A 24,762-nucleotide genomic window follows, 5' to 3' on the forward strand; every position below is an offset into this window, starting at 1 on the left:
CCGTGGTGCGGCGCCCGCACTCCGTTCCGGCACCGGAATCCACCGAACCAGACGCGCCGGAAGTGGAGTCGGGCGACCTGTTTGTCGGTGCCGTGCCGTAAGAAAGAGTGGCACGGCTAGGTCCGCGATGCGGACGGGAGGAGGCGGCCCGGTGAGCATTCCCGAGCCTTTGGACGACCCCTGGACCGAGACCGGTCCCGGGGACCGTCTGCCTGTCTCCCGTCAGCGTCGCGGGGACCGCAAGGGGGGGCGCGAGGACCGCCATGACCGGGGCTCGGACGAGGCCTGGGACAGTGGTGCCCCCAGCTTCGAGCGGGTCCCGCCCCAGGATGTCGACGCCGAGCAGTCGGTCCTGGGCGGCATGCTGCTGTCCAAGGACGCGATCGCCGAGGTGGTCGAGGTCATCAAGGGCCACGACTTCTACCGCCCCGCCCACGAGACCGTCTTCACGGCGATCCTGGACCTCTACGCCAAGGGCGAGCCGGCCGACCCGATCACGGTCGCCGCCGAGCTGGTGAAGCGCGGAGAGATCACCAAGGTCGGCGGAGCGCCGTATCTGCACACGCTGGTGCAGTCCGTGCCCACCGCGGCCAACGCCTCGTACTACGCCGAGATCGTCCACGAGCGGGCGGTGCTGCGGCGACTGGTCGAGGCGGGCACGAAGATCACGCAGATGGGATACGCGGCGGACGGGGACGTCGACGAGATCGTCAACTCCGCGCAGGCCGAGATCTACGCGGTCACCGAGCAGCGCACCAGCGAGGACTACCTCCCCCTCGGCGACATCATGGAGGGCGCGCTCGACGAGATCGAGGCCATCGGCTCGCGCAGCGGCGAGATGACCGGTGTGCCGACGGGCTTCACGGATCTCGACGCCCTGACGAACGGCATGCACCCCGGCCAGATGATCGTCATCGCGGCCCGCCCCGCGATGGGCAAGTCCACCCTCGCGCTGGACTTCGCGCGTGCCGCGTCGATCAAGAACAACCTGCCCAGCGTCATCTTCTCCCTCGAAATGGGGCGCAACGAGATCGCGATGCGTCTGCTGTCGGCCGAGGCGCGGGTGGCCCTGCACCACATGCGGTCCGGCACGATGACGGACGAGGACTGGACGCGGCTCGCGCGCCGGATGCCCGAGGTCTCGGCCGCTCCGCTCTACATCGACGACTCCCCCAACCTGTCGATGATGGAGATCCGCGCGAAGTGCCGTCGGCTCAAGCAGCGCAACGACATCAAGCTGGTGATCATCGACTACCTGCAGCTCATGCAGGCGGGCGGGTCGAAGCGGTCCGAGAGCCGTCAGCAGGAGGTTTCGGACATGTCCCGAAACCTGAAGCTGCTGGCCAAGGAGCTGGAGGTCCCCGTGATTGCGCTCTCGCAGCTGAACCGTGGCCCCGAGCAGCGTACGGACAAGAAGCCGATGGTGTCCGACCTGCGTGAGTCCGGCTCCATCGAGCAGGACGCCGACATGGTCATCCTGCTCCACCGTGAGGACGCGTACGAGAAGGAGTCACCGCGCGCGGGCGAGGCCGACATCATCGTCGGCAAGCACCGTAACGGTCCGACGGCCACCATCACCGTGGCCTTCCAGGGCCACTACTCCCGCTTCGTGGACATGGCGCAGACCTGACGGGCTCAGCTCTTCGCCAGCGCGCGGGTGAGGAGCGGGAGCAGGCGGTCCCAGTGGAGCCGCAGGCCGGGCGGGTCGAAGGCGTCGGTGTCGGACATGGTGAAGCCGTGGACGGTGCCGGGGTAGATCTCCGAGGTGTAGGCGATCCCCGCGCCCTCCAGGGATTGGTTCAGCTCGCCGAGTGCCTCGGGGGTGATGTCCGTCGCGGCATGGCCGAAGTGGACGTCGGCGGTGAGGCGGACCAGGCTTTCGGGCCCGGCGGCGGCGACGGGGGCGTGGAACGCGGCGAGGGCGGCCACCCGGTCGGGGTGGGCCGCGGCGGTGCGGGTCGCCAGGAGGCCGCCGATGCAGTAGCCGGTCACCGCGACCGGTCCCGTGGCGACCTCGGGCTGCGCCGCGAGAAAGCCGAGGTAGGCGTCGGCGTCGCTCAGGACGCGTTGGGGGGTGAGGTCCTTGATCAGGGGCATCAGTCGGGCGACGAGCGCGGACCGGTCCGCTTCTCCGATGTGTTCGGGAAGGTCGATGATCGGTGTGGGCCCTTCCCGGTGGAAGAAGTTGGGGACGAGCACGTAGTACCCGTGCCCGGCCAGTTCGTCCGCCAGGTCCCGGATGGTGGACCGGATGCCGAAGGCGTCCGGGTACATCAGCACGCCGGGGTGCCGCTCGCCTTGGTCGGGGTAGGCGGCGAAGGCATCGGCCAGGCCGTCCGCGGTGGGGATCTGCACGGTCTTGGTGGGAATGGTGGATCTTCCTTCTCGGGAGTTCGTCGCGCTCCGGCGTTCGCCGGAGCGACGGGCGGGGCGGTGTGTTCAACGAGTATGCGTGTCAGACGATTTGGCCGGGTGCGATTTCGCTTCGGGGCAGGGCGTACGTTCACGCACCCCGCCGAGGACCCGTCGGGCACACCGTGCACGACACCGTCCCAGGGGAATTCGCCGATGCTGTCAGAGGATTCCTCCACTCGCTGTGACCATGCCGGCGCTGCCCGAAAATGGGTTCGTCAAGGAGCGGCCGGTCGGATAAGGGTTGGACCATGACTTCTCTCGGTGAAGACCTGCTTCCCAGTACCCGGCGCGCCCTGCTGCACCGCATCGCCGTCGCGCAGCGGGACGGGCGTGCGCCGTCCGTGGTGGCCGCGGTGGGGCGCCAGGGGCGTACGGCCTGGAGCGGGGCGCGTACGTGTGTCGACGGGCATGCTCCCGATGCCGATACGCAGTACCGGATCGGCTCGATCACCAAGACTTTCACGGCCGTTCTGGTGCTGCGGCTGCGGGACGAGGGCCTGATCGACCTGGACGACCCCCTGGAGAAGCATCTTCCCGGTACGGGAGCGGGCGCGGCGACCGTCTTTCAGCTGTTGTGCCACAGCGCGGGGCTGGGAGCCGAGACGCCGGCCCCTTGGTGGGAGCGGACGCCCGGCAGCCTGCGGCCGGAGATCGCCGATGTCCTGGGAGACCGGCCGCAGATGCATCCGGCCGGGCATCGGCATCACTACTCCAACCCCGGTTACACCCTGCTCGGTTCGCTGGTGGAAGCGGTTCGCGGCGTCTCCTGGGAGGAGGCGCTGCGGTGGGAGATCCTGGAGCCCCTGGGCATGCACCGGACGACGAGCGCCCCCGTGGCACCGCACGCGGGCGGCTGGGCCGTCCACCCCTGGGCCGATGTGATGCTGAGTGAGCCTGCCGAGGACCTCGGGATCATGGCGCCCGCCGGTCAGCTCTGGTCCACCGCGGAGGATCTGCTGAGGTTCGCCGCCTTCCTGACCGAGGGCGACGACCGGGTCCTCTCGGCCTCCTCCGTACGGGAGATGCGTGCGCCTGCGGCGCCGGTCGAGACAGGCGGCAGCGGCTACGGTCTCGGGCTCCAGGTCGTCGGGGGCGAAGGGCGCGTGCTCTTCGGGCACTCGGGATCGCTTCCCGGATTCGTCGCCGGCCTCTGGGTCTGCGAGGAGGAGGACGTGGCTGCGGTCGCCCTCGCCAATGCCACCTCCGGGCTGCCCGCCGCGACGGTGGCGGCCGAACTCCTGGGCATCGTCGTCGAGGCCGAGCCACGGATCCCGGAACCCTGGCGTCCGCTGCCCGAGGTGGACGACGAACTGCTCGCGCTGACCGGCGTCTGGCACTGGGGGACCAGCGCGTTCACGCTGAGCCTCACAGGGGACCGGGGTCTCCAGCTCACGCCGCTCGGCGGCAAGGGGCGCGGCGCGGCCTTCACGTACCGGCCGGACGGCACCTGGACCGGCCAGAACGACTACTACGCGGGGGAGGTCCTGCGCGTCGTACGCAAGGACGACGGCTCGGTGGACCACCTCGACCTGGGTTCGTTCGTCTTCACACGTGCGCCGTACGAGGCGGGGGCGGCGGTGCCCGGCGGCGTGGACGCGGAGGGCTGGCGCGGGTTCGACGGCTGAGCTCTGGGCCTCAGGACGCAGAAGCGGGGGGTGTTTCACGTGAAACGCCCCCCGCTCTCTTTCTCTCAGAGCGCCAGCTTGAAGCCCACATGGCTCGCCGTGAAGCCGAGCCGCTCATAGAAGCGGTGCGCGTCCTCGCGGGTGACATCCGAGGTCAGCTGCACCAACTGGCAGTTCTGGCGGCGGGATTGGTCCACCGCCCACTGGATGAGCCGGGTGCCGAGACCGCTGCCGCGCTCGTCGCCGTGGATGCGGACGCCCTCGATGATCGACCGTGTCGAGCCCCGGCGGGACAGCCCCGGGATGATGGTCAGCTGCAGGGTGCCGACGACTCGGTTCTGGCGGACGGCGACGACCACGTGCTGGTTCGGGTCGTCGGCCAGCCGCTGGAGCGCCTCCTGGTACGGGGTGAGGTCCTCCAGTGACTCGCGCTGCGCGCCCAGAGGGTCGTCGGCGAGCATCGCGACCACCGCGGGCAGGTCGTCCGGGGTGGCGGGGCGTATTTCGAGATCGCTCATGATCGGCATCTTAAGGCGGGTGCCGGGGACGCCGGGATCGGTCAGACCGGGGCCTTCAGCTCTTCGACCGCCCTGACCAGAGGGGCGAGCTCCGGGTTCTCCGCCGCCTCGTCCAGGGCCGCCCGCAGCGCGCTGTCGTTCGTCGGCCGGGCGGCCTCCAGCAGCGCGAGCCCCGCCTCCGTGACGTCGGTGTAGATGCCCCGACGGTCGGTGTCGCAGAGATACCGGGTCAGCAGCCCACGGTCCTCCAGCCGCGTGACGAGCCGGGTGGTGGCGCTCTGGCTGAGGACGACGGCGTCGGCGACCTGCTTCATCTGAAGATGCCCGCCGACCCCGTTGTGCTGCCGGCTCAACACGTCTAGCAGGGAGTACTCGCGTGCGCTGAGCCCGTGACCGGCCTGGAGAGCCCGCTCGACACGGGCCTCGATCTTCCCGTGGAGCAGCGAGAGCGTGCACCAGCTCTGGGCAATGGCGGTCAGGGCGGGATCGGTCGCTGTCATGGCTCTCTCCTCCGTGCGGGAGCGGTGTGCCTCCAGGATAGGGGACATCCGCAATAGCCCGCGCTTGCAATTAACCAGCGTCTGCAATTATTGTGGACGCTCGTAACACGCAGACGCAATCTCCAGGGAAGGTCAAACCCATGCCGCTAGCGCTCCTCGCTCTCGCCATCGGGGCATTCGGGATCGGAACGACCGAGTTCGTGATCATGGGGTTGCTCCCCGAGGTCGCCGGTGATTTCCAGGTCTCGATCCCGACTGCGGGCTTCCTGGTGACCGGCTACGCGCTCGGTGTGGTCCTCGGGGCCCCGCTGATGACGCTGCTGGGCACCCGCGTCACCCGTAAGCGCATGCTGATGCTGCTCATGGGGCTGTTCGTCGTGGGCAACGTGGTGTCCGCGCTTGCTCCGGTCTTCGGCGTCATGCTCGCCGGGCGCGTGATCGCCTCTCTGGCGCACGGTGCCTTCTTCGGTATCGGCTCGGTGGTAGCGGCCGATCTGGTCGCCCCGCAGAAGAAGGCCGGGGCCATCGCCATGATGTTCACCGGACTCACCGTCGCCAACGTCGTCGGCGTTCCCCTCGGCACGTTCATCGGACAGACCGCGGGGTGGCGGACCACGTTCCTCGTCGTCGCCGTCCTGGGTGTCGTGGGACTGCTCGGCGTCGCGAAGCTCGTCCCGGAGCAGCCCAAGGCGGAAGGTGTGCGCATCCGCCACGAACTGGCCGCGTTCCGCAACGTCCAGGTCCTGCTGGCGATGGCCATGACCGTCCTGGGCTTCGGCGGGGTCTTCGCCGCTATCACCTACATCACCCCGATGATGACCGAGGTCGCCGGTTACTCGGCCTCGTCCGTCACCTGGCTGCTGGTCCTCTTCGGCCTCGGCATGGTGGGCGGCAACCTGATCGGCGGGAAGTTCGCCGACCGCCGTCTGATGCCCCTGTTGTACGTGTCGCTCGGCGCGCTCGCCGTGGTCCTCGGCCTGTTCACCGTGACCGCGCACAACAAGGTCGCCGCGGCCGTCACCATCGTCCTGATCGGCGCCCTGGGCTTCGCGACCGTGCCGCCGCTGCAGAAGCGCGTCCTCGACCAGGCGGCGGGCGCGCCGACGCTGGCCTCCGCGGTCAACATCGGGGCCTTCAACCTCGGCAACGCCCTGTCCGCCTGGCTCGGCGGTCTCGTCATCGCGGCCGGCCTCGGCTACACGGCCCCCAACTGGGTCGGCGCCGCGCTCGCCGCCTCGGCGCTGGTCCTGGCGGTGCTCTCCAGCATCCTGGAGCGCCGGGAGACCGGGAAGGGCCGCATCGTCACCGGGAGCAGCTCGGAGCCGACTCCCGTCGCGGCTGCCCGCCACTGAGCCCCACCACCTCCGGGCCGCACCGCGATTCAGCCGCACGGCGAATCGGCTGCCCCGCGCTCCCTCCCGAGCGAGATACAGCCGCACCGTCCTCGTGGCGGTGCGGCTGTTTACGTGTCAGCCCGTCGCGACGGTGAGCGGGGCGAACCTGCGGGCGGCGTCACCGGGCAGGTCCGGGATGCCGTACGTCATCACGGTGGTCCGGGAAAGGGGCTCCAGGCCGTGCTCCGTCAGCCAGCCGAGCAACTCCTTGTGCCGGGCGTCGACATCGGCCCGCAGCGGCCGGTCCGTCGTGGCGGCCAGGGCCGCGATCAGTGCCTGCGCGGTGGCCGTGTCCCGTGCGATCAGCGGCCCCACCACCTCGGCCTGTCCGCTCGGCCAGAGCGCCGCGTAGCCGACCAGGTCGCCGTGCTCCTCGGCGACCTGGAGCCGGTCGGAGAAGGCGGGCAGCCGGGCGAGGAGGTGCGTCCGGTCGGTGCCGAACGCGGGGAGGTCGAGCCGGACCATCGCCTGCAGATCGTCTGCCGCGGCCGGCCGGGTGGTCACGGACGAGGCCGACGAACAAAGCGCCGACGCCGGGTCAGCCGACGAGGAGGGGGCGGCAGAGGCAGAGGCTGCGGGGGAGCCGCCGGAGCCGATCGCTTGGAAACGGCCGCCGACGCGTTCGGCCCGGCCCACGGGGGAGAAGCCGAGGGCTTCGTAGAGCGGCTGACCCTGCTCCGTGGCGTACAGGGTGAGCGGGGTGTCCCGCGCGGTCTCCATCACATGCCGCATGAGCCGGCGGGCGATCCCCTGACGTGCGTAGCGTCCGGCGACGAGCATCATGCCGACCGCGGTGAAGTCGGATCCGTAGGGCATGGTCAGGCAGGTCGCCGCCAGACCCTTGCCGTCCGGGGCGTCGATCCCGTACCCGGTGCCGGCCGAGAGGAGCAGCCCCCACCGGTGTTCGTCGCGCGGCCAGCCGCGGTCCTCGCAGAGATCGGCGCAGGGGACCAGGTCTCCCCGGTTCAGGCGTCGGATCGGCAGGTCGACGAGGGAGCGGGGTGAAGGGCTGTGCATGGGGTCAGGCTGTCTGACGGGATGATCGCGCGTCCACCGGTTTCGCGGAACTGGCCGAGAACCGCAGCCGCCTGCCGCGCCGGGTGAGCCCCAGGGCTTGAGGATCGAGATCGCGGTGATGAAGAGATAGGTGGCGGTGGCCACCGACGGTGCGATCACGAGATTGATGTCGACGGCTCCGTCGGCAGCCGCCGCGTCGATCCCGGGGCGCAGGGAGAAGATCGACAGACTCGCCGTGATCAGGGTCAGCCAGAACTTGGTCCACACCCAGCGATGCCGGGCCGGACCCCACGGAGTGTCCAGCGCCAGCACCAGACCGCTGACCAGGGCGAGCAGCGCCACCGGAACCACCAGCCAGTCCCGAAGATCTTCACGGCCCGGGTCGCGGCCCCCACGGTGGCCGGATCTCCGGTGGCGAACGCGGTGATGCCGAGCGCCAGCAGACCGGCGGTCAGGCCGAGCCAGCTGACGGAGACAGCGACATGGGCGACGAGGAGCCCTCGGCGTACGGGCGCTTGAGTGGTTTCACGTGAAACACGATGCCGGGCCCGACGCCTCCCGGGGCGTCCCGCAGCGGGAGTATCCACGGGTACCGGCCGGGGAGCAGATGCCTCGGCCGGTACCGGGGCGTGGCACCGGCGCGGGGACGTCAGCCCAGGTCGGGGGCGTGCATCGCGCGTACGCCTTCGATATTGCCGTCCAGGTAGTGGCGCAGGGACAGCGGGACGAGGTGCACGGCCGCGATCCCGACCCGGCTGAACGGCACCCGGACGATCTCGTACTCCCCGGTGGGCTCGTCGATCTCCGGGCCGTGCCGCAGGGAGACGTCCATCGACGCCAGCCGGCAGACGAAGAAGTGCTGGACCTTCACCCCCGTCACGCCGCCGTCCGCGATGTGCTCCACCGTGTCGACGAAGCACGGGACCACGTCGACGATCTTGGCGCCGAGCTCCTCGTCGACCTCGCGGTGCAGCGCGTCGACGACGGTGGCGTCCTCCGGCTCGACCCCGCCGCCGGGCGTGAGCCAGTACGGATCGACTCCCGGCTTCGTGCGCTTGATCAGGATGAGGTCGTCGCCGTCGAGCAGGACGGCGCGTGCGGTGCGCTTGACCACAGGACGTTCGGTCATGGCAAGAGCGTGGCCCGTGGAGAGCCGTCTGAAACTCCCCCGGCCCACGACAGGCCCTACCGGACCGCCGCGTCCAGCGCCTGTTCGACGTCGGCGAGCAGGTCCTCGGGGTCTTCCGCCCCGACCGAGAAGCGGATGAAGCCCTCCGCGACGGCGTCGCCGCCCCAGCGGCCCCGGCGCTCCGCGGTGGATCGGACGCCGCCGAAGCTCGTCGCGTCGTCCACCAGGCGCAGCTCGGTCAGGAACCGTTCCGCGGTGTCCCGGTCGGCCAGCTCGAAGGAGACGACGGAACCGAAGCGCCGCATCTGGCGTGTGGCGACGGCGTACGACGGGTCGGTGGGCAGCCCCGGATACCGCAGGCCCGTCACCTCCGTCCGCTTGGCCAGGGCCTCGGCGAGGGCGAGAGCGGTGGTGCACTGCCGGTCGATGCGCAGCTGGAGGGTGGACAGCGAACGGTGGGCGAGCCATGCCTCCATCGGTCCGGGGATCGCCCCGACGACCTTGCGCCAGCGCCGGACGTCCGCCGTCAGCCGGGGGTCGCGGCAGGTCACATGGCCGAGCAGGATGTCGCCGTGGCCGGTCATGCCCTTGGTGTCACTCGCGACGGAGAAGTCGGCGCCCAGCTCCAGCGGGCGCTGGCCGATCGGGGTCGCCAGGGTGTTGTCGACGGCGACCAGGGCGCCCGCCGCGTGCGCGGCCTCCACCAGCCGCCGGATGTCGCAGACGTCCAGGCCCGGGTTGGACGGGCTCTCGATCCACAGGAGCTTCGCTCCCGTCAGCAGGGCCAGCTGGGCGTCACCCCCGGTCGGCGCGGTCCGGACCTCGACCCCGTACGCCGCCAGCTGCTCCCGTACGAGGGGGAGCGCCTGGTAGCCGTCGTCGGGCAGGACCACGGCATCGCCCGAGCGGACCTGGGAGAGCAGTACCGCGGTGATCGCCGCCATGCCCGAGGCGAACACCGTCGTGCCCACGTCCTCGCCGGGAGCCTCCAGCTCACCGATGGCCCGCTCCAGATGGGTCCAGGTCGGGTTGGTCTCCCGGCCGTAGGTGTACGGGCCCACCGGTTCGCCGGAGAGGTGGAAGTGCGCGGCGAAGACGGGGCCGGGCAGCGTGGGTGCGAACTGCTCCGGTTCCGGAAGCCCGGCACGTACCGCACGTGTTCCGTCGCCCATGGTGCTCATGCCTGCTCCTTCGCTGTTCTCCCCGGTGGAGACCGGTGTCCCCTGCACTCTTCCAGAGAGGCTCGGGAGCAGCCTTCCGCCGGGTCCCGGAATCCCGAATGCTGGAATCGCGGATGCCGGAGCCCCGAAAGCCCCGCGTCAGCTCTCGTCGGGCAGGACGACGTTGAGTGCCCAGGACACGACCGAGATGATCAGTCCGCCGAGCACCGCCGTCCAGAACCCTTCGACGTGGAAGCTGAGGTCGACCACGCCGGCCAGCCAGGAGGTCAGCAACAGCATCAGGGCATTGACGACCAGGGTGATCAATCCCAGCGTCAGGATGAACAACGGGAAGGTCAGGAGCTGGACCACCGGCTTCACCAGAGAGTTCACCAGCCCGAAGATCAGCGCCACCAGGATCAGGGTGAGGGCCTTGCGGCCCGTGCTGCCGCCCTCCAGCGTGATGTTGCCGATCAGCCAGATGGCCACGGCCAGCGCACCCGCGTTGGCGATCGTCTTGACTACGAAATTCTTCATGTGTCTGATCGTGGCAGACACGATCGGTGGCGGACACCGACAGCACAGGTACAGCCGACAGCACGGGCACAAGGGGCGGGACGGGCCATGAAGGCATTCAGACTGGACGAGCTGGAGGCGGAGCGGGCCGCCAACGACGGCGCCTATCTGCAGTTCGTGCGGGAGCGCAACATGTCGGTGGGTCTGTACGCCCTGGACGCGGGAGAGCTCGATCCGCAGCAGCCCCACCAGCAGGACGAGGTCTACTTCGTCGTCAGCGGACGTGCGTCGATCACGGTGGGGATGGAGACGACCCAGGTCGGCAGGGGAAGCGTCGTCTATGTGCCCGCGGGCGTGGCCCACAAGTTCCACCACATCACCGAGGACCTCAGGGTGATGGTCGTCTTCTCGCCCCCGGAGGGCTGAGCCACCTGCCCCGGACCATGCCGGGAGCTCGCGTTTGCGTCAGGGATCCCTAGGGGCTCGATCAGGGGTCTTCAAGGGCTGCACGCGCCCGTCGCGGGCCTTCGCGCCTTTAGCATCGAGGCAAGGACCCAGAGAGACGAGGTAGAGGCGATGGCCGTGCGGGAGATATTCGCGGGAATGCCCTGGTGGGTGAAGTGGATCGCGGTGCCCGTCATTGCGATCTTCGTGTTCGGCGGTCTGATCGCCAGCGTGGTCGGCTTCGTGATCGGCCTGCTCTTCAAGGCGCTGATCTTCGTCGTGCTGGTCGGCGGACTGATCTTCGTCGTCCGCAAGTTCATGTCGTCGTCGTCCTCGCGCGGGGACTGGTAGTCCGCAGGACGACCGGGTGCCACGGACCGCAGGCCGGCGCGGGGGCCGGCCTGTCCCGTCCGGCCCGCGTGGGATTAGCCCAGCAGAGCTAAGTCCCGGAGGAAACCACCCGTCTGCCGCAGGCGGCCGATACAGTGGCAAACCGCTGCCGCCATCCGGAATGTGACCTTCCGTCACCTTGTCGATCGCCTGATCGCTCCTGGGTACGACAGTCCGGTCGTTGGCCTCCGAACTCCGGCGCCCGGATCGGTCCTCGCCGGTCATGGTCACCGGATCTCCGGTCCCCTCCGGCCCTCGGGATCGCGGCAGGCCCGTGGGGGCGGCCCCCACGGGAGGGCCGACGGCCCGTCACCACGCCTGGGGGTGGCCTTTGACCACGGCATCGAGCACCGCTGTCCCGACGTTGATCGGTTCGGTTCAGCGGGCGTTGAGGCTGCTGGAGGCTGTGGGCGCTCATCGGGACGGGGCGCCTGCCAAGCAACTGGCGCGGGAGGCGGGGCTTCCGCTTCCGACCGCGTACCACTTGCTGCGCACCCTGACCCATGAGGGCTATCTCCGCCGTGAGAACGGTGTCTTCCTCTTCGGCGCCGCCGCCGAGAACCTGACCGCGGCTCCCGGGGGCAGGAGCCGGCCCCGCCCCGTCTCCGTCGCCGACTCCCTCGACCGGTGGCGGGACGTCATCGGAGCGCCGGTGTACTGGGCCGTCTACTGCGACGGCGAGATCGACCTCATCGCGGTCGCGGACGCCCCCGACACCCCGGCGGTGGAGGAGTGGGCTTCGTTCCGGGAGACCGGCCACGCGCACGCCATCGGCCAGTGTCTGCTCGCCCAGCTCGACGAGAGAGCCCGCGAGGACCACCTCGACCGGCACCCCGTTCGGCCCCTCACCCGTTACTCAGTGCGAGATCGCGCCACACTTCTGGAACGGTTGCGCACCCTCCGACGAGGTGAACCGGTCATCGAACGCCAGGAGTACGCACTGGGGACCGTCTGCGCCGCGATTCCGGTCACGGCCGGTGCCACCATTGCGGCGATGGCCATTTCCGTACCCCTGGACCACGAAGATCGGTTGCTCCCCGCAGTCGAACAGCTACGTGGCGAAGTCGCCAGCCTCTTGCGTTCGTTCGTGTTCTCTATCAGTATCTGAAAAATCACTCCTTGTGATCTGCTATCGCGTGCACCACGATGGCGTCAATAGGGCCATGGGGGATCATTCCTGGCCAGTTTCATCTACTGCGGGGTTGAACGATGCGCGAGTCGGTTCAAGCAGAGGTCATGATGAGCTTCCTCGTCTCCGAGGAGCTCTCGTTCCGTATTCCGGTGGAGCTCCGGTACGAGGTCGGCGATCCGTACGCCATCCGGATGACGTTCCACCTGCCCGGCGATGCCCCTGTGACCTGGGCGTTCGGACGTGAACTGCTGCTGGACGGGCTCAACAGCCCGAGCGGCGACGGAGATGTGCACATCGGCCCGACCGAGCCCGAGGGACTCGGAGATGTGCACATCCGGCTCCAGGTCGGCGCGGATCGGGCGCTGTTCCGGGCGGGGACGGCACCGCTGGTGGCGTTTCTCGACCGGACGGACAAGCTCGTGCCGCTCGGCCAGGAGCACACGCTGGGTGACTTCGACGGGAACCTGGAGGACGCGCTCGGCCGCATCCTCGCCGAGGAGCAGAACGCCGGCTGACCGGCCGCACCCCGCCCTTCCCGCCCGCTCGTCCCCTCGGCTCGCCCCCGCGTCCCGGCGGCCCGTCACCCCGTCTTACGGCGACGGCCCCGGCCGGTCCGCGCGGGTGCGGCCGTAGCCGCCTGTGCGCCGCCCGACCCCGCGCGGTCCGCGGAGACGACCAGCGCGGCGAGCACCGTGGTCACCGGCACCGAGGCGACCAGCCCGATCGACCCGACCAGCGTGCGGACGATCTCCTCGGCGACCAATTCGCTGTTGGCCACCGTCCCCACACTGCTCTGGGCGATGGAGAAGAGCAGCAGCAGCGGCAGCGCCGCGCCCGCGTACGCCAGCACCAGGGTGTTGACCACCGAGGCGATGTGGTCCCTCCCGATGCGGATACCTGCCCGGTACAGCCCCTTCCAACCCATCTCCGGGTCGGCCTGGTGCAGTTCCCAGACCGCGGAGGTCTGGGTGACCGTCACATCGTCGAGCACGCCGAGCGAACCGATGATGACGCCCGCCAGCAGCAGCCCGCTCATGTCGATGTCCGGGTAGAGGCCGTGGATGAGGCCGGTGTTGTCGTCGGTGTTGCCGCTGAGGCTGGCCCAGCCGATGAACAGGGAGCCCAGCAGGCCGATCAGCAGCAGCGAGATCAGCGTGCCGACGACCGCGACCGACGTTCGGGCCGTCACCCCGTGGCACAGGTAGAGGGCCGCCAGCATGATCGCGCTGGCCCCGATCACCGCCACGACCAGCGGGTTCGAGCCCTGCAGGATCGCCGGCAGGATGAACAGCGTCAGCACGGCGAACGACACGGCCAGCGCCACCAGAGCCATCACCCCGCGCATCCGCCCGACCAGGACCACCGCCAGAGCGAAGATCCCGGCCAGCACAGCCATCGGGACCTTCCGGTTCACATCGGTCACGGAGTACTGGAGGTCGCGCGGCGCGTCGGGGGCGTACGCGACGACCACGCCCTGACCCTCCTTCAGCTGGCGCGGCGCGTCCGGTTGGACCACCTCGACGAACCTGCGGCCCTTGTCGTCGCCGCTGGTCACCTCGATGGTGGCCTTGGCGCATTCCCCCTCCTGCTCGTTGACGGCCTCCCGCCCCGAGGGCGTGGAGGTGTCACCGGTCGGGGGCACCTGCGCGGCGTTGACGTCCGCGCAGTCGACCTTGACGACCTGGACGACCTTGCCGTCCTGGGTCTGCCGGTCGAATCCGACACCGGTGCGCTCGTGGTCGGGCGCGCCGCCGGGCCAGAAGGCGATCAGGCCGACGACGACCGCCGTCGCGAACGGGATCACCACGGCGGCGATGACCTTGCGCAGATGCCGGGAGACCGGGGCGGCCGGCCCGTGGCTGTGCGTGTGGGCATGGGTGTGGCCCTGGGGCGGCTGGGATGCGGGGTCGTTTTGAGGGGAGGTCACGGGGCGATCATCGCAAGAACGGGAGGGCCCTCTGGTCAGCTCGCCGGAAAGGACGCTAGCGTGGAGGCACTTTTGCACACGCGGGAGCTCGGAGCACCGGGCTGAGAGGGCGCTGAGATCGCCGTACATCTGTACGGGACACGCTGCGCCGACCGCCGAACCTGTTACCGGGTAATGCCGGCGTAGGGAGTAGGTCTCATGACCACATCGGACGCACGCACGCCTGCCTCGAAACAGAACGCCGAGAACGAGGGCGACGAGGCCGGGAAGTCCATCGGCTGGCACAAGGGGTACGTCCAGGGCTCCCGCCCGGACCTCCGGGTGCCGGTCCGACAGGTGCACCTCACCAACGGCAAGGACGTGACGCTGTACGACACGTCGGGGCCGTACACCGATCCCGCCGTCGACACCGATGTCCGCCGGGGCCTCGCGCCGCTGCGGGAGAACTGGATCATCGCCCGCGGCGACACCGAGGAGTACGCGGGACGCCCCGTCCGCCCGGAGGACGACGGGGTCAAGCACACCTCGCCGCGCGGTGGACTGCGCAACCTCGACGCGGTCTTCCCCGGCCGCCCGCGGCAGCCGCGCCGCAGCCGCGACGGACGCCCCGTCACCCAGCTCGCGTACGCCCGACGGGGGGAGACCACCCCGGAGATGGAGTACGTGGCGATCCGGGAGAACGTCGGGGCCGAAGTCGTACGGGAGGAGATCGCGGCGGGCAGGGCGGTGCTGCCGGCCAACGTCAACCACCCCGAGATCGAGCCGATGATCATCGGCAAGCGGTTCCTCGTGAAAGTCAACGCCAACATCGGCAACTCGGCCGTCACGTCCTCCATCGAGGAGGAGGTGGACAAGATGACCTGGGCGACCCAGTGGGGCGCCGACACGGTCATGGACCTGTCCACCGGCCGCAACATCCACACCACCCGTGAATGGGTGCTGCGCAACTCCCCCGTGCCGATCGGCACCGTGCCGCTCTACCAGGCCCTGGAGAAGGTCGACGGCCGGGCCGAGGAGCTGACCTGGGAGATCTACAAGGACACCGTCATCGAACAGGCCGAACAGGGCGTGGACTACATGACGGTGCACGCCGGAGTGCGCCTGCCGTACGTCCCACTGACGGCCCGTCGTAAGACCGGGATCGTCTCGCGCGGCGGCTCGATCATGGCGGCCTGGTGCCTGGCGCACCACAAGGAGTCGTTCCTCTACGAGCACTTCGAGGAGCTCTGCGAGATCTTCGCGGCGTACGACGTCACGTACTCGCTGGGCGACGGGCTGCGTCCGGGGTCGATCGCGGACGCCAACGACGAGGCGCAGTTCGCAGAGCTGCGCACGCTGGGCGAGCTGAACACCATCGCCAAGCGGTTCGGCGTACAGACCATGATCGAGGGCCCCGGGCATGTCCCGATGCACAAGATCAAGGAGAACATCGACCTCCAGCAGGAGATCTGCGAGGAGGCGCCGTTCTACACGCTCGGCCCGCTGACCACGGATGTCGCGCCCGCCTACGACCACATCACCTCCGGTATCGGCGCCGCGATGATCGCCTGGTGGGGCACGGCGATGCTCTGCTACGTCACGCCCAAGGAGCACCTGGGGCTGCCGAACCGGGACGACGTGAAGACGGGCGTGATCACCTACAAGATCGCCGCCCACGCGGCCGACCTGGCCAAGGGGCATCCGGGCGCGCAGGAGTGGGACGACGCGCTCTCGGACGCGCGGTTCGAGTTCCGCTGGGAGGACCAGTTCAATCTGGCCCTCGACCCGGACACGGCCCGGGAGTTCCACGACGAGACGCTGCCCGCCGAGCCGGCGAAGACGGCGCACTTCTGCTCGATGTGCGGGCCGAAGTTCTGCTCGATGAAGATCTCCCAGGACATCCGCCGTCAGCACGGTGGTTCGCGGGAGGAGATCGAGGAGGGCATGGCCGCGAAGTCGAAGGAGTTCGCGGCGGCGGGGAACCGGGTCTACCTGCCGATCGCGGACTGACCCCTCCGGGCGGATCAGGTGGGCCCGGCGGCCGAGTCCGTCGGGCCCACCTCCGTCGGTCCGCCGAGGCCCGGTCCGAGGTCGGAAGAGTCTGGGCGTTCCGTGCCTTACAAGTAACTCCGGCTGGTTCGCGGTTGTTTGGCGTGATTGGGCACCTTGTTAAGCGACAGTATGGACACGGTCGTGTGGCAGCTCTATGTACGTTCAGGCCAGGGGTCAAACTGACTTGACCCGTTCCTTATCTGTGGCTTACTTTCCGGCTTGCTTGGCTGAAAGTTGGCGGCCCTGAATCAAGGGCCCGGGGAGGGGAATCACCATGAACTGGTACCTGGCCGTACTCAAGAACTACGCAGGCTTCAGCGGACGCGCGCGCCGCAAGGAGTACTGGATGTTCACGCTCATCAGCTTCGTCATCAGCCTGGTGCTCACGATCATCGGCAGCGTGATCGGCGCGGAGTTCATCTCCTACATCTACTCCGTCGCTGTCCTCGTCCCGACGCTCGCGGTCGCCGTGCGCCGTCTGCACGACACCGGCCGTTCGGGCTGGTGGCTGCTGATCGCGCTCATCCCGCTCGTCGGTGCCATCGTCCTGCTCGTCTTCCTCGCCTCCGAGGGCAAGCCGGAGACGAACGAGCACGGCGTCAACCCGAAGCTGTCTCCGCAGGCCGTCTGATCCACCGCTCCGGTCCGTCCGGAGCGTCCCCCGGGCCGGGCGCGGCACTTGCCGCCCCGGCCCGCGGTGTGTCCGGGACCGCGCGTCCCCTCAGTCCGGCTGGTGCTCCGGGCCGCCGAAGTCCGGGCTCGTGAAGTCGGGGCTGGTGAAGGTCGGCCGGGGGCCGGCCGCCGGGCCGTCGTCCGGGCCCGAGAAGTCCGGCCTGCTGTACCCGACCTTCGGGATGCGGTTGGGCGAACGGTGCGGGGTCCGCGCGGCGGGCCCGGCGGTGGGGTCGGCCAGGGCGTCCCGGAAGAATGGGAGGATGCCGCGCTCCAGCAGGGCGTGGCGCCACGCCTCCCTGGCCCGTGCGACCTCCTCCGGAAGCTCCTGTTCCTCCTCCTCCGCGGCCGTCGCGCCGTTGCGCAGGGCGGTGACGAGCAGTCCGACGGCGGCGACGAGGATCGCCGCGGCGGCGACGCAGGCGAAGAACCACCCCGCCGTGACCAGGGTGCGGCCGAACGTCAGCGACGGGCTGACTGCCTTCAGCAGATAGCCGACGAGCAGGAAGATGAGCGCCGCGGTGCCGGCCAGCAGCGGGGTCAGGACCGTGATGACCGCGCCTATGCCGGCGCCCGGTCCGGCCGATGTGCTCTGCGGCCCGTCCAGTCCCGGCAGCCCGTCGGCGCCTTCGGCGTTCGACGCGCGGCGCAGTTCGCCGCGGGCCTTGATGTAGTGCTCGTACTCGGTCGCCGCGGCCGCCGTGATCAGCGCCGTGGCGCCGAGCGCCATGGTGCGCAGCTGTTCGGTGTTGAGCCGGTCCCCGACGCCCTCCAGGTCCGGGCGTTCGTGAGCGTGGCGCAGTGCGTCGCCCAGGATCCGCTCGTACTCGGGTCCGTCCTCGGCCAGCAGGTGCGGAGCGCTTGTCATCTGCATCCCCCGATGCTCCGTCGGTGCCCGGCTGCCCGCGTTGGACCGGGCGATCGGGCGGAAACGGAGGAGAGCCTGCCACTGATAGGCCGATGGTAGAGCGCTCACGGCAAGGGGTGACAGGGGGTTTCCAGAATTGGACCCGGTGACGGGCCCGGCGATCGGCGAGGTCGGCGCGGACTGAACCTGAAGCGCCTTCCCCGCCGACGGTCAGTCATGCAGCGGGAGCTGGACCACCAGCAGCTTTCCGGCCATGGTCACTCCGCCGTCCATGGCGATGGCGAGGCCGTCCGCGTACACGTGCGGGCCGTTGATCACGGGACCCGAGCTGTCCTCGCCCTCCTCCGGCCCGACCTCGCCCAGGAGGTACGGAATGGGGCTGTGACCATGGACGACGCGTTGTCCGCCGTACGTCGTCAGCAGCTCGCGCACCGCCTGGGAGCCGCCCTCGTCGCGGAAGGCGAACCGCTTGGTGAGCTTGCGGAAGAGATCCCAGCACTCCTCGGCGTCGTTACGCGTGAGAATGGCCGTGATCGTGTCGTTGACGTCCTCGATGGTGGACCCGTAGTCGAGGTAGGCCGTCGTGTCGGAGTGCATCAGCAGATGCCCGTCCTCCTCGACGACCGCGTCGAGCCGGGACATCCACTGGAGGTGGACGTCCTGGAGACGGTCCATGTCGTTCTTCTGGCCGCCGTTGAGCAGCCAGGCCGCCTGGAAGGTGGCGGTGCCCGCCCCGGAGTTGACGGGGGTGTCGGCGAACCGCTTGGCGCCGATCAGCAGCAGTTCGTGGTTGCCCATCAGGGCCTTGCAGTAGCCGCCGGCCGCCGCCGCCTCGGCGGAGAGCCGCATGACGAGGTCGATCACGCCGATGCCGTCGGGGCCGCGGTCGGTGAAGTCGCCGAGGAACCACAGCCGGGCGTTGCCCGCGGCCCAGTTCCCGTCGGCGTCGATGAGGCCCTGCTCGCCGAGGGCGGCCAGCAGCTCGTCCAGGTAGCCGTGGACGTCGCCGACGACGAAGAGCGGGCCGCGTCCGTCGTCGGACGCGGGGCGCGGCTCGGCGACCGTCTGCACCTGGACCGTGTCGCCGCGGCGGATGACCGGGAGGTCCCGCTCGGTCGGGGTGTAACCCTCCGGCTGCTCGTCGCCCACGACCGCGTTCCCGGGGTGCGGCGGGCGGGGCGGCGCGGGGGTGTGCGGCGGGACGGACGCCGCGGGCGGCGGGACGGGCGCGCCCGGTGCCGAGGGGTGCGGATCCGGCGCCTGCGGCGGGAGCGAGGAAGGGGGCGCCCCCTGAGCCTGTGGTGGCACGGGTGTCTGCGCGTACGGCGGAACCCGGAAGTCACGCAACGTCGCCGTCCGCACCACGGGTTCCTGACCGGCCCCCTGAGTCATCGACCCCTCCACCACCGTCGCGCCGCCGTACACCTGACGGGCCCTGCCTGGTAGAGGTGGTCCGCGGTGTCGTGCGCCCATCATAGGAATGCGGATCGATCTGTGTGACGCACCAGGGGTGGTGAATCCGGGCGCACGCACGGTTCACCGGCCGATTAGTCCGAAAAGAGACGATCAATCCCCGCTGGGGGAGCGTGGCGCGCTGACCGTGGTGCGTGGTGGGCGGCGTTGCGAGGAAGTCCGGACGATGAGCTCCGTCGGTATGACCTGCTCCACCGGCCCGTCGTGCTCGACCCCCTCGATGGCGTCGATGAGGAGCTGGACGACGGCCGTGCCGATCCGGCGGGGCTTCAGCGAGAGCGTTGTGATGGGCGGCTCGGTGGCCGCGTACACGGTGGACTCGCTGCAGCAGACGAGCAGCAGGTCCTCGGGGACGCGCAGTCCGTAGCGGCGGGCCGCCGCGAGGAGGTCGGTCCCGTTGGGGTCGAAGAGCCCGTAGACCGCGTCGGGCCGGTCCGGCCGGGCGAGCAACCGGTCGGCGGCGACCGCCCCCGCGCAGGGGTCGTGGGCCGGGTAGGACTCGTAGACGGGGTCCTGGCCGACCCGCTCGCACCAGTGGAGGTAGGCGGTGGTGGAGAGGCGGGTGTACGTGTCGGTGGTGTTGCCGGTCAGCAGGCCGATGCGGCGGGCTCCGGCGGCGGCGAGATGGTCGAGGAGGTCGAGCACGGCGGCCCGGTGGTCGTTGTCGACCCAGGCGGTGACGGGGAGCGTCCCGGCCGGGCGGCCGTCGGAGACGACGGGCAGGCCCTGGCGGACGAGTTCGGTGACGACCGGGTCCTGGTCGGAGGGGTCGATGACGACGGTTCCGTCCAGCGCGACGTTCGACCAGACGTCGTGCCGGGAGGTGGCGGGGAGGATGACGAGGGCGTAGCCGCGGGCCAGCGCCGCGGAGGTCGCGGCTCTCGCCATCTCCGCGAAGTACGCGAATTCGGTGAAGGTGAAAGGTTCATTCCCGTACGTGGTCACGGTCAGGCCGATCAGTCCCGACTTGCCCGTACGGAGGGTTCGGGCCGCGGCGGACGGGCGGTAGCCCAGGCGCTCGGCGACCTCGCGGACATGGCGGCGGGTGGCGTCCGGGAGCCTGCCCTTGCCGTTGAGCGCGTCGGAGACGGTCGTGATCGAGACTCCGGCCGCGGCGGCCACGTCACGGATCCCCGCCCGGCCCGGCCGGCCGCTGCGCCGGGGGGTCTCCGTCCGGCTCACCTGGTGCTTCCCTGCTGCTGTCATGGCGAGCCGATAGTAGGGCTCCGAGGGGCGGTCGGTCCGGTCGCATATGCACACGTTGACAGGCACGTTTCTGCAAGGTCACGTGCCATCAACTTCCTTTCAATGCAAGGAAGTTGAAGGTTACTGCATGTATGTGTCAGGTAGGGAAGGGTGGCAGCCTGCTGAATGTGCGATGTCTCGAAGAGGTCTCAACTCACCACTTCGGGGGACGCGCGCCACGGCGCGAGCCACCGGCGCGCGCCGGAACCGGAAGTGCTCCCCCGGGTGGAGCCGTCGGGCCGGCCCCGGGGGAGGTCCCATTCCCGGGCACTGCGGTCGATTTCCCGCTCGGGCCATTCGCAGCGGGGGCCAATCCTCATAGGGTGTGCAGTATTGCTGTGAACGGACGGTCGAGGAGGACCTGCGGTGAGCGAGACGAGCCCCAAGCTGCGCGCCGAGCTGGACGGCGTTCCCGCCTATGTGCCGGGCAAGCCTGCGGCGGCCGGCGGACCGGTCGCGTACAAGCTGTCCTCCAACGAGAACCCCTATCCGCCGCTGCCGGGCGTCCTGGAGTCGGCGCTCGCCGCCGCGGGGAACTTCAACCGCTACCCGGACATGGCGTGCACCGGCCTGATGAACGAGCTGTCCGAGCGTTTCGGTGTGCCTCTCTCGCACCTCGCCACCGGAACGGGGTCGGTGGGGGTGGCCCAGCAGTTGCTCCAGGCCACCTCGGGCCCCGGGGACGAGGTCATCTACGCCTGGCGGTCCTTCGAGGCGTACCCGATCATCACCCAGGTCAGCGGTGCGACCTCGGTCAAGGTGCCGCTGACCGAGGGGGATGTGCACGACCTCGACGCGATGGCGGAGGCGATCACCGACCGGACCCGGTTGATCTTCGTCTGCAACCCCAACAACCCCACCGGCACGGTGGTGCGCCGAGCCGAACTGGAACGGTTCCTCGACCGCGTGCCGAGCGATGTGCTGGTGGTGCTGGACGAGGCGTACAAGGAGTTCATCCGCGACGCCGCCGTGCCCGACGGCATCGAGATCTACCGTGACCGGCCCAATGTGGCCGTGCTGCGGACCTTCTCCAAGGCGTACGGCCTGGCCGGACTGCGGGTCGGGTTCGCCGTGGCGCACGAACCGGTGGCCGCGGCGCTGCGCAAGACCGCCGTCCCCTTCGGTGTGAGCCAGCTCGCCCAGGACGCGGCGGTGGCCTCGCTCCGGGCGGAGGACGAGCTGCTGGGTCGGGTCGGTTCGCTGGTCGCCGAGCGGGCCCGGGTGAGCGCGGAGCTGGCGCGCCAGGGCTGGACGGTGCCGGAGTCGCACGCGAACTTCGTCTGGCTGCGGCTCGGCGAGCGGACCCTCGACTTCGCGAGGGCCTGTGAGCGGGCCGGTGTGGTCGTCCGCCCGTTCGCGGGCGAGGGCGTACGGGTCACGATCGGCGAGACCGAGGGCAACGACCTGTTCCTCAAGGCGGCGGAGGCGTTCCGCGCGGAGCTGTAGGGCTCGGCCGCACACAAAGGGCCCCGGACCTCGATCGACGAGGTCCGGGGCCCTTTGTGTGCGGCCGGAGACCCGGCGACGCGGTGCGGGAACCGAAAAGGGGTACCCCCGGCGAAGGCCCCGAAAGTGTGTGCGCCATAATTGCTTGTGAATGTGAACGCGTTCACAAGCGTGCCCTGCTTTCTCCCGTAATCAGGGGGATCAAAGGGGCGTAGTGCCGGTGTGACCACGGCGATGTAAGGAGACTGACGACGTGGACCTAGCTCTGGCGCCGGAGACCCTGGCGCGATGGCAGTTCGGCATCACCACCGTCTACCACTTCCTCTTCGTCCCTCTGACGATCTCGCTCGCCGCGCTCACCGCCGGCCTGCAGACCGCGTGGGTGCGGACGGAGAAGGAGAAGTACCTCAGGGCGACCAAGTTCTGGGGCAAGCTGTTCCTGATCAACATCGCCATGGGCGTCGTCACGGGCATCGTCCAGGAGTTCCAGTTCGGTATGAACTGGTCCGACTACTCGCGCTTCGTCGGCGACGTCTTCGGCGCTCCGCTCGCCTTCGAGGCGCTGATCGCCTTCTTCTTCGAGTCCACCTTCATCGGTCTGTGGATCTTCGGCTGGGACAAGCTGCCGAAGAAGATCCACCTGGCTTGCATGTGGATGGTCTCGATCGGCACGGTCCTCTCCGCCTACTTCATCCTGGCCGCCAACTCCTGGATGCAGCACCCGGTCGGCTACCGGATCAACGAGGAGCGCGGCCGCGCCGAGCTCACCGACTTCTGGCGGGTGCTCACCCAGGACACCGCGGTCACCCAGTTCTTCCACACCATCACGGCGGCGTTCCTGGTCGGCGGGGCCTTCATGGTCGGCATCGCCGCGTTCCACCTGGCGCACAAGAAGCACATCCCGGTGATGCGGACGTCGCTGCGCCTGGGGCTGATCACCGTCGTGGTCGCCGGACTGCTCACCGCCGTCAGCGGCGACAGCCTCGCCAAGGTCATGTTCCGGCAGCAGCCGATGAAGATGGCCGCCGCCGAGGCCCTGTGGGACGGTCAGGAGCGGGCGCCCTTCTCGATCTTCGCGTACGGGGACGTCAGCAAGGGCCACAACTCCGTGGAGATCTCGCTCCCCGGGATACTGTCCTTCCTCGCCAACAACGACCCGGACTCCTATGTCCCGGGCATCAACGACATCAACAAGGAATCGCAGGAGAAGTACGGGCCCGGCGACTACCGGCCCAACATCCCGGTCGCGTTCTGGAGCTTCCGGTGGATGATCGGCTTCGGGATGGCCTCCTTCGGCCTCGGCCTCCTGGGGCTCTGGCTGACCCGGAAGAAGTTCCTGCTGCCACCGGCGCTGCGGACCGGCGAGGACGAGGTGCCGCATCTGGTCCTGTTCCGGAACAAGGCGCTGAGCCCGAGGCTCACCAAGCTCTACTGGCTCGTCGCGCTCTGGACGCTGCTCTTCCCGCTGATCGCCAACTCCTGGGGCTGGATCTTCACCGAGATGGGCCGCCAGCCGTGGGTGGTCTACGGAGTGCTGCAGACGCGTGCCGGGGTCTCCCCCGGTGTCTCGCAGGGCGAGGTCATCACCTCGATGACCGTCTTCACGCTGCTCTACGCGGTGCTCGCCGTGATCGAGGTGAAGCTGCTCGTGAAGTACATCAAGGCCGGGCCGCCGGAACTCACCGAGGACGACCTCAACCCGCCCACGAAGATCGGCGGCCACGACGAAGACGACGCCGACCGGCCGATGGCCTTCTCGTACTGAGCACAGGAGCTGAGAGATGGAACTCCACGACGTCTGGTTCGTGCTCATCGCCGTCCTCTGGACCGGCTACTTCTTCCTGGAGGGGTTCGACTTCGGCATCGGGGTCCTCACCAAACTGCTGGCCCGCGACCGCAAGGAGAAGCGGGTCCTGATCAACACGATCGGGCCCGTCTGGGACGGCAACGAGGTCTGGCTGCTCAGCGCGGGCGGCGCGACCTTCGCCGCCTTCCCCGAGTGGTACGCCACCCTCTTCTCCGGCTTCTACCTGCCGCTGTTGATCATCCTGTTCTGCCTGATCGTGCGCGGTGTCGCCTTCGAGTACCGCGCCAAGCGGCCCGAGGAGCGGTGGCAGACCAACTGGGAGACCGCGATCTTCTGGACCTCTCTGATCCCCGCCGTGCTGTGGGGGGTGGCGTTCGGGAACATCGTCCGGGGCGTGAAGATCGACGCCGACATGGAGTACGTCGGCAACTTCTGGGATCTCCTCAACCCGTACGCGATCCTCGGCGGGCTCGTCACGCTCACCCTCTTCACCTTCCACGGAGCGGTGTTCGCCGGCCTCAAGACGGCGGGCGACATCCGGGTCCGGGCCCGCGCCCTGGCGCTGAAGCTGGGACCCCTCACCGCGCTCCTCGCGCTGGGCTTCCTGCTCTGGACCCAGGCCGAGAACGGGGACGGCTGGAGCATGGGAGCCCTGATCGTGGCGGTGGTGTCGCTGCTGGCCGCGATCGGAGCCGTCGCCAAGGGACGTGAGGGCTGGTCGTTCGCGTTCTCGGGCGTGACCATCGCCGCGGCGGTCGCGATGCTCTTCCTGACGCTGTTCCCGAACGTCATGCCGTCCTCCCTGAACGACGCCTGGAACCTCACGGTCACCAACGCCTCGTCCAGCCCGTACACGCTCAAGATCATGACCTGGTGCGCGGGCATCGCCACGCCCGTCGTGCTGCTCTACCAGAGCTGGACCTACTGGGTCTTCCGCAAGCGCATCGGCACCCAGCACATCGCCGACGCGCACTGACTCCGGTGAGCTGCTGCGGGCCTGGCAAGGCCCGCAGCAGCTCCCGATCCCGCAGAGCTCACCGACCCCGCCGGGGG

General features: G+C 69.5%; 23 protein-coding genes. 12 read left to right on the forward strand and 11 right to left on the reverse strand.

Annotated features, from left to right (window positions below):
• Window positions 1-151 precede the first annotated feature (151 nt).
• A complete protein-coding gene (gene dnaB / locus RNL97_RS16505; RefSeq protein ID WP_030579434.1) occupies window positions 152-1,630 on the forward strand; it encodes a replicative DNA helicase in 1,479 nt (492 codons plus the stop codon).
• A gap of 5 nt (window positions 1,631-1,635) precedes the next feature.
• Here dnaB and RNL97_RS16510 read toward each other — a convergent pair whose 3' ends face one another.
• The gene (locus RNL97_RS16510) at window positions 1,636-2,355 is read right to left on the reverse strand and encodes a dienelactone hydrolase family protein (RefSeq protein ID WP_106978399.1); all 720 of its coding nucleotides are present in this window, start codon (window positions 2,353-2,355) and stop codon (window positions 1,636-1,638) included.
• Between the two features lie 308 nt (window positions 2,356-2,663).
• On the opposite strand from RNL97_RS16510, the gene RNL97_RS16515 reads away from it, so the two are divergent.
• Window positions 2,664-4,040 carry a serine hydrolase domain-containing protein gene (locus tag RNL97_RS16515; protein WP_243314413.1) on the forward strand — a complete coding sequence of 459 codons (1,377 nt, stop codon included), beginning with the start codon at window positions 2,664-2,666 and terminating at the stop codon, window positions 4,038-4,040.
• Between the two features lie 65 nt (window positions 4,041-4,105).
• On the opposite strand, the gene RNL97_RS16520 is transcribed toward RNL97_RS16515, so the two are convergent.
• Window positions 4,106-4,558, reverse strand: coding sequence for a GNAT family N-acetyltransferase (locus RNL97_RS16520; protein WP_313750868.1), 453 nt, complete (start codon window positions 4,556-4,558; stop codon window positions 4,106-4,108).
• 41 nt (window positions 4,559-4,599) lie between these two features.
• Window positions 4,600-5,058 (reverse strand): MarR family winged helix-turn-helix transcriptional regulator, encoded by a 459-nt coding sequence (locus RNL97_RS16525; RefSeq protein ID WP_313750869.1) that lies wholly within the window; start codon window positions 5,056-5,058, stop codon window positions 4,600-4,602.
• A gap of 140 nt (window positions 5,059-5,198) precedes the next feature.
• On the opposite strand from RNL97_RS16525, the gene RNL97_RS16530 reads away from it, so the two are divergent.
• On the forward strand, window positions 5,199-6,410 hold the full coding sequence (locus RNL97_RS16530) for an MFS transporter (RefSeq protein WP_030579422.1): 1,212 nt from the start codon (window positions 5,199-5,201) through the stop codon (window positions 6,408-6,410).
• Window positions 6,411-6,527: 117 nt separating this feature from the next.
• On the opposite strand, the gene RNL97_RS16535 is transcribed toward RNL97_RS16530, so the two are convergent.
• The 4 genes from RNL97_RS16535 to RNL97_RS16555 form a co-directional block, all read right to left on the reverse strand.
• A complete protein-coding gene (locus RNL97_RS16535) occupies window positions 6,528-7,469 on the reverse strand; it encodes a GNAT family N-acetyltransferase (RefSeq protein ID WP_313750870.1) in 942 nt (313 codons plus the stop codon).
• Between the two features lie 649 nt (window positions 7,470-8,118).
• The gene (locus RNL97_RS16545) at window positions 8,119-8,598 is read right to left on the reverse strand and encodes an NUDIX domain-containing protein (RefSeq protein ID WP_010060465.1); all 480 of its coding nucleotides are present in this window, start codon (window positions 8,596-8,598) and stop codon (window positions 8,119-8,121) included.
• A 56-nt stretch (window positions 8,599-8,654) separates the two neighbouring features.
• A complete protein-coding gene (locus tag RNL97_RS16550) occupies window positions 8,655-9,779 on the reverse strand; it encodes a cystathionine gamma-lyase (protein WP_313750871.1) in 1,125 nt (374 codons plus the stop codon).
• A gap of 138 nt (window positions 9,780-9,917) precedes the next feature.
• Entirely contained in the window at window positions 9,918-10,295 is a 378-nt protein-coding gene (locus tag RNL97_RS16555; protein WP_243314417.1) for a phage holin family protein, read from the reverse strand.
• Between the two features lie 87 nt (window positions 10,296-10,382).
• Here RNL97_RS16555 and RNL97_RS16560 point away from each other — a divergent pair, with 87 nt between their 5' ends.
• From RNL97_RS16560 to RNL97_RS16575, 4 genes are all read left to right on the forward strand, one after another.
• On the forward strand, window positions 10,383-10,700 hold the full coding sequence (locus RNL97_RS16560; RefSeq protein ID WP_006126030.1) for a cupin domain-containing protein: 318 nt from the start codon (window positions 10,383-10,385) through the stop codon (window positions 10,698-10,700).
• Window positions 10,701-10,856: 156 nt separating this feature from the next.
• Entirely contained in the window at window positions 10,857-11,069 is a 213-nt protein-coding gene (locus RNL97_RS16565; RefSeq protein ID WP_029182270.1) for a DUF5326 family protein, read from the forward strand.
• 370 nt (window positions 11,070-11,439) lie between these two features.
• Window positions 11,440-12,216 carry an IclR family transcriptional regulator gene (locus RNL97_RS16570; RefSeq protein ID WP_313750872.1) on the forward strand — a complete coding sequence of 259 codons (777 nt, stop codon included), beginning with the start codon at window positions 11,440-11,442 and terminating at the stop codon, window positions 12,214-12,216.
• Between the two features lie 101 nt (window positions 12,217-12,317).
• Window positions 12,318-12,755 (forward strand): SsgA family sporulation/cell division regulator, encoded by a 438-nt coding sequence (locus RNL97_RS16575; RefSeq protein ID WP_024263706.1) that lies wholly within the window; start codon window positions 12,318-12,320, stop codon window positions 12,753-12,755.
• Window positions 12,756-12,820: 65 nt separating this feature from the next.
• On the opposite strand, the gene RNL97_RS16580 is transcribed toward RNL97_RS16575, so the two are convergent.
• Complete coding sequence (locus tag RNL97_RS16580) at window positions 12,821-14,167, reverse strand: YibE/F family protein (RefSeq protein ID WP_030579404.1); 1,347 nt, start codon at window positions 14,165-14,167, stop codon at window positions 12,821-12,823.
• A gap of 198 nt (window positions 14,168-14,365) precedes the next feature.
• Between RNL97_RS16580 and thiC the strand changes: the two genes are divergently transcribed.
• Window positions 14,366-16,156, forward strand: a complete 1,791-nt coding sequence (gene thiC, locus RNL97_RS16585; protein ID WP_243314418.1) for a phosphomethylpyrimidine synthase ThiC — start codon at window positions 14,366-14,368, stop codon at window positions 16,154-16,156.
• 316 nt (window positions 16,157-16,472) lie between these two features.
• Complete coding sequence (locus RNL97_RS16590; RefSeq protein ID WP_030579399.1) at window positions 16,473-16,829, forward strand: DUF805 domain-containing protein; 357 nt, start codon at window positions 16,473-16,475, stop codon at window positions 16,827-16,829.
• A gap of 90 nt (window positions 16,830-16,919) precedes the next feature.
• Here the strand turns inward: RNL97_RS16590 and RNL97_RS16595 are convergent, their stop codons facing one another.
• The 3 genes from RNL97_RS16595 to RNL97_RS16605 all read right to left on the reverse strand — a co-directional run bounded on the left by RNL97_RS16595 (window position 16,920) and on the right by RNL97_RS16605 (window position 20,417).
• Entirely contained in the window at window positions 16,920-17,744 is an 825-nt protein-coding gene (locus tag RNL97_RS16595) for a hypothetical protein (RefSeq protein WP_030579396.1), read from the reverse strand.
• A 204-nt stretch (window positions 17,745-17,948) separates the two neighbouring features.
• Window positions 17,949-19,145: a metallophosphoesterase gene (locus RNL97_RS16600; protein ID WP_243316350.1), complete on the reverse strand. Its 1,197-nt coding sequence runs from the start codon at window positions 19,143-19,145 to the stop codon at window positions 17,949-17,951.
• Between the two features lie 159 nt (window positions 19,146-19,304).
• Window positions 19,305-20,417, reverse strand: a complete 1,113-nt coding sequence (locus RNL97_RS16605; protein WP_006126041.1) for a LacI family DNA-binding transcriptional regulator — start codon at window positions 20,415-20,417, stop codon at window positions 19,305-19,307.
• A 405-nt stretch (window positions 20,418-20,822) separates the two neighbouring features.
• Between RNL97_RS16605 and hisC the strand changes: the two genes are divergently transcribed.
• From hisC to cydB, 3 genes are all read left to right on the forward strand, one after another.
• Window positions 20,823-21,902 carry a histidinol-phosphate transaminase gene (gene hisC, locus RNL97_RS16610; protein WP_030579390.1) on the forward strand — a complete coding sequence of 360 codons (1,080 nt, stop codon included), beginning with the start codon at window positions 20,823-20,825 and terminating at the stop codon, window positions 21,900-21,902.
• Window positions 21,903-22,155: 253 nt separating this feature from the next.
• The gene (locus RNL97_RS16615) at window positions 22,156-23,667 is read left to right on the forward strand and encodes a cytochrome ubiquinol oxidase subunit I (protein WP_030579387.1); all 1,512 of its coding nucleotides are present in this window, start codon (window positions 22,156-22,158) and stop codon (window positions 23,665-23,667) included.
• Between the two features lie 16 nt (window positions 23,668-23,683).
• Window positions 23,684-24,685: a cytochrome d ubiquinol oxidase subunit II gene (gene cydB / locus RNL97_RS16620; protein ID WP_030579384.1), complete on the forward strand. Its 1,002-nt coding sequence runs from the start codon at window positions 23,684-23,686 to the stop codon at window positions 24,683-24,685.
• Window positions 24,686-24,762: the final 77 nt, after the last annotated feature.

This window comes from Streptomyces parvus (assembly GCF_032121415.1).
GTDB lineage: Bacteria > Actinomycetota > Actinomycetes > Streptomycetales > Streptomycetaceae > Streptomyces > Streptomyces globisporus_A.